Raw genomic sequence first — 3,154 nt, 5'->3', positions numbered from 1 at the left:
AGTGGGATCGTCCGGTCGGTTGTTTCGGAGGTGATCTCGGACGTGGTCATGGCTCAGCCGACCAGCTGGAAGCCGTCGTAGTTCTGGGCGGCCACCTCGTCGCAGCGCTGCCGGTAGGGGCCGACTCCGCCCAGATAGGGCATGAAGATCCGCGGCTTGCCGGTCACGTTCGCGCCCACGTACCAGGAGTTGGCCCGGGGCAGCAGGGTCGAGTCGGCGACCTCGTTGACGTGCGCCACCCAGGCGTCCTCGGCCTTCGGGTCGGCCTCCATCAGCCGCACCCCGTCCGCGCGCAGCCGCTCGATCGCGTCGGTGATCCAGTCCACGTGCTGCTCGATCGACACGATCATGTTGCTGAACACCGACGGGCTGCCCGGGCCGGTGACCAGGAACATGTTCGGGAAGCCGGCCACGGCCAGCCCCAGGTAGGTGCGTGGGCCGGCGGCCCAGGTCTCCTGAAGGGCCCGGCCGTCGCGGCCCCGGATGTCCATGGCCAGCAGGGCACCGGTCATCGCGTCGAAGCCGGTGGCGAACACGACGGCGTCCACGGCGTGCTCGCGGCCGCCGGCAACGATCCCGCCGGGTGTGATCCGCTCGATCGGCTCGGCGTGCAGGTCGACCAGCGTCACGTTGTCCCGGTTGAACGTCTCGAAGTAGTTCGTGTCCACGCAGATGCGCTTGCCGCCGAACGGGTAGCCCCTCGGGGTCAGCTTCTCGGCGACCTCCGGGTCGGCCACCTTCTCGTGGATCTTGGCGCTGAAGAACTCGTGCGCGGTCGCGTTGGCCTTCTCGTCGACCAGCATGTCCGCGAACGCCCCGTACATGGCCAGGCCACCCTGCCGCCAGCGCTCCTCGTAGACGGCGTCGCGCTGCTCGGGCGTTGATTCGTTGGCGAGCAGGCCGGTGTCCGGGAGGGTGAGCCCGGTGAAGGTGCCGGTGGCGTAGCGGCGCTTCTCGGCGAATCGCTCGACGCCCTCGCGCTGCTCGTCGGCGTCGAGAGCGTGGTTGCCGGCGGGCACGCTGTGGTTGGGCGTGCGCTGGAAGACGGTCAGTTGTTCGGCCTGCTCGGCGATCAGCGGGATGGACTGGATGCCCGACGAGCCGGTGCCGATGACCGCCACCCGCTTGCCGGTGAAGTCGACGCCCTCGTGCGGCCAGGAGCTGGTGTGGTAGGTCGCGCCGGCGAAGTCCTGCAGGCCGGTGAAGGACGGGGTGCGCGGCACGGACAGGCAGCCGGTGGCCATCACTACGTAGGTGGCGCTGATCCGGTCGCCGCCGTCGGTCTCGACCTGCCAGAACTGGGTGTCCTCGTCGAATGTCGCTCCGGTGACCCGGGTGTTCAGCTGGATGTCGCGGCGCAGGTCGAACCGGTCGGCGACGTGGTTGAGGTAGGCCAGCAGCTCCGCCTGGGCCGGGTAGCGCTCGGTCCACGTCCACTCGCGCAGCAGTTCCTCGGAGAACGAGAACTGGTAGTCCACGCTCTCCACGTCGCAGCGCGCGCCCGGGTAGCGGTTCCAGAACCAGGTGCCGCCGACGCCGCTGCCGGCCTCGAAGACCCGCACCGACAGGCCCTGCTCGCGCAGGCGGTGCAGCATGTACATACCTCCGAAACCGGCGCCGACCACGACGGCGTCGTAGCGGCCGGTCCGGGATGAGCTGATTTCGGGCATGACGAACTCCTCGACTGCGAAAATGGATGATCACGAGTTGCCGTGTGCTGGTGCCCGCGCGGTGGTGCTCGCGCCGCGCCGACCGCTATCCCGCTGGTCTCGGGTCTCGGTGGGCTCAGGCACAGTCAACCGCGCCGGCGCCGCCCGGTCATCGGGCTGGCCAGGCAGCTTCGGGCCGGCCGTTGTGCCAGCAGCACAGTCGCTCTGGTGAGAGTCAGGCGGTCGGCAGCGGGTACAGCACCGCAGCGCCCAACCAGCGGCTGGCAGCCAGCGCCAACTCCAGGTCCACCCGCCGCTCGCGCACCGGACGGCCCAATGCCTGCTCCGCGCGGCGGATCTGGTACTGCACCGTGTTCTTGTGGCAGCCCAATCGCTCGGCTGCGGCGGTCAGACTCCCGCCGGTGTCCAGGAACGCGCTGACGCTCTCCCGGAGCCGGTTATGTGCCTCGTCGTCGACAGCCAACGTCCCCAGCGTCTCCCGCACCCAGTCCCGGGCCCGGTCGAGGTCCTGGCACAGAAGCTGATCCCGGCCACCGACCCGTACGGGGTGACCCTCGCCGCGCCCTGCCCCGCGGACAACGCCACCGACTGCGCCACCGCGGCCCGACGGTGAGTGCGCGCAAACCCCCCAACCCCGGTGTCCACGTCGCCGAGCGCGCCCCGCAACCTCTCCCCGGCCTCGGCCAGCAACACCGTCAGCGTCCCCTCGGCGTCGGTGTCCGGGCCGGCGGGCAGCGACAACCAGGCCACACGGTCGACTGGTCACGGGCCACGACCAGCGGCTGCTCACGACAACCGAGTAGGCTCGCGCAGCGGGCCACCAGCCGTTGCAGCCGTAGCAGCCCGGTCCCATCCGGGGTCCCGGCGTCCCACAGGATCACCCCGAGGTGCCGACCGCGCAGCCGGTACCCGAGCGCCGCCTCCACCTGCCCCCGCTCGCCGACCCGGCCGGCCAGCAGATCGGCGATCCGCTCCGCACGCACCGCGTCCTGCTGCCGCAACCAGCGCTGCCGCTCCAGGTCATAGCTCGCCCCTACCCGCTCACAGACATGGTCGACATAGTCGTTGACCAGGGTGCTCGCCGCTGCGATCCGCTGCCCGAGCTCGGCGACCGAGTCGCTGCCGCGGGTCAACTCCTCGATGCAGAACAGCAAGGCCCGCGCCGTGCACAGGTGATAGGCCCGCCAGAGCACGCTCAACGGGATGCCCCGCTGGGCCAGCTGCAGGGCCCACTGCAGCGCGCCGGCCGGCGGGTCCACCAGCCGGACGTCGACCGGATGCTCCAACAGGTAATGAATCGCGGACAAGTTCGACTCGATGCTGGCCCGCAACCGGCCCACGACCTGTTCGTCGCCCCGGAGCTCGGCGACCTGAGTCAACAACATCTGCATCATGTCGTCGACCAGTTCTGGGGTCCGCCGGCCCAGCGCGTCGCCGAGGAATCCCAGGTCCACCAACGGCGAGCTCGGGTCCACCGTCGGCAC

General features: G+C 70.4%; 2 protein-coding genes and 1 pseudogene. All 3 read right to left on the bottom strand.

Translation table 11 applies throughout. The annotated features are described in order from the left end of the window. Window positions 1-53: 53 nt before the first annotated feature. Complete coding sequence (locus JWR81_RS06740) at window positions 54-1,670, bottom strand: NAD(P)/FAD-dependent oxidoreductase (protein ID WP_297648208.1); 1,617 nt, start codon at window positions 1,668-1,670, stop codon at window positions 54-56. Window positions 1,671-1,884: 214 nt separating this feature from the next. Continuing rightward, window positions 1,885-2,133 (bottom strand): helix-turn-helix domain-containing protein, encoded by a 249-nt coding sequence (locus tag JWR81_RS06735; protein WP_297648205.1) that lies wholly within the window; start codon window positions 2,131-2,133, stop codon window positions 1,885-1,887. A gap of 232 nt (window positions 2,134-2,365) precedes the next feature. After that, a pseudogene (locus JWR81_RS06730) lies at window positions 2,366-3,154 on the bottom strand (hypothetical protein); the annotation flags it as partial.

It is taken from the genome of Pseudonocardia sp., from assembly GCF_025965585.1.
Classification (GTDB): Bacteria; Actinomycetota; Actinomycetes; order Mycobacteriales; family Pseudonocardiaceae; genus Pseudonocardia.
This window is presented reverse-complemented; position numbering and strand designations above follow the sequence as displayed.